Annotated in this window: 1 pseudogene; it reads right to left on the bottom strand. The window is 74.3% G+C overall.

Features of this window, described 5'->3' with window-relative positions:
* A pseudogene (locus GZ67_RS20755) lies at positions 1-764 on the bottom strand (CHAT domain-containing protein); the annotation flags it as partial.

Genomic DNA, 764 nt, shown 5'->3' with positions numbered 1-764 from the left:
GCCCCGCAACCGCGACACCGACGTCGCGAGCGTGAACGGGACGCCGGTCATGCCGGGCAGCATCGCCCAAGGCACCCCGCCGAGCGCTCCGGGCACCGTGATCGCCAGACGGCGTGCCGACGGCGCCGCCGAGAGCAGCGGTGCGAGCAGCTCGGCATCCAGCAACGCCAACCGCGCGGAGAGGGCGCGCGCGGTCACGGCGCCCATCAGCCCGCCGCGGGTCATCGCGGCCATGTCGAGGTCGGCGCGCAGACCGTCGAGCGCGGATCGCACACGGGACCAGGACAGGTCGACGACCGTGGCCCCTGACGACGTCACCGCGATGGCGTGCAGCGCGGAGCCCGTGAAGATGTACGACAGGACGGCGGTGTCGGGATCGAGCAGCGCCGTCGCCTCGGTGAGGCCCAGCCGCTCGCGGGTGCCGCCCGCCCCTGTCGCGGCCCACTGCCGCTCCCGCACCCGGTCGCGAAGGACGCGCACGCGAGCGTCCGTGGTCCAGTCGGCGCCGGCGAGCTCGGCGCGCAGCATCCGCAGTTCCGCCAGATCCACGGCCAGCGAGTCGTCGCGCGGAGGCCGCACCGGAGCGACCTGCTGGCTGAGGTGACGGGCGCGCTCCGACCACTCGAACATCGTCGCAGGATCGTGCAGGCGCGCGGCGGCGGAGAGGCCGGCATACATCAGGTCGGCGCCGTGCATGGCGACCGAGGCCTGCAGGTCGAGGGCGCCGAACGACTGCTGCCAGGTGGTGAGCAGGTCGAGGCCGT

The organism is Microbacterium sp. Cr-K20 (assembly GCF_000708325.1).
Taxonomy (GTDB): Bacteria; Actinomycetota; Actinomycetes; order Actinomycetales; family Microbacteriaceae; genus Microbacterium.
The sequence above is the reverse complement of the archived record's forward strand: the minus strand, read 5'-3'. Positions and strand labels throughout refer to the sequence as shown.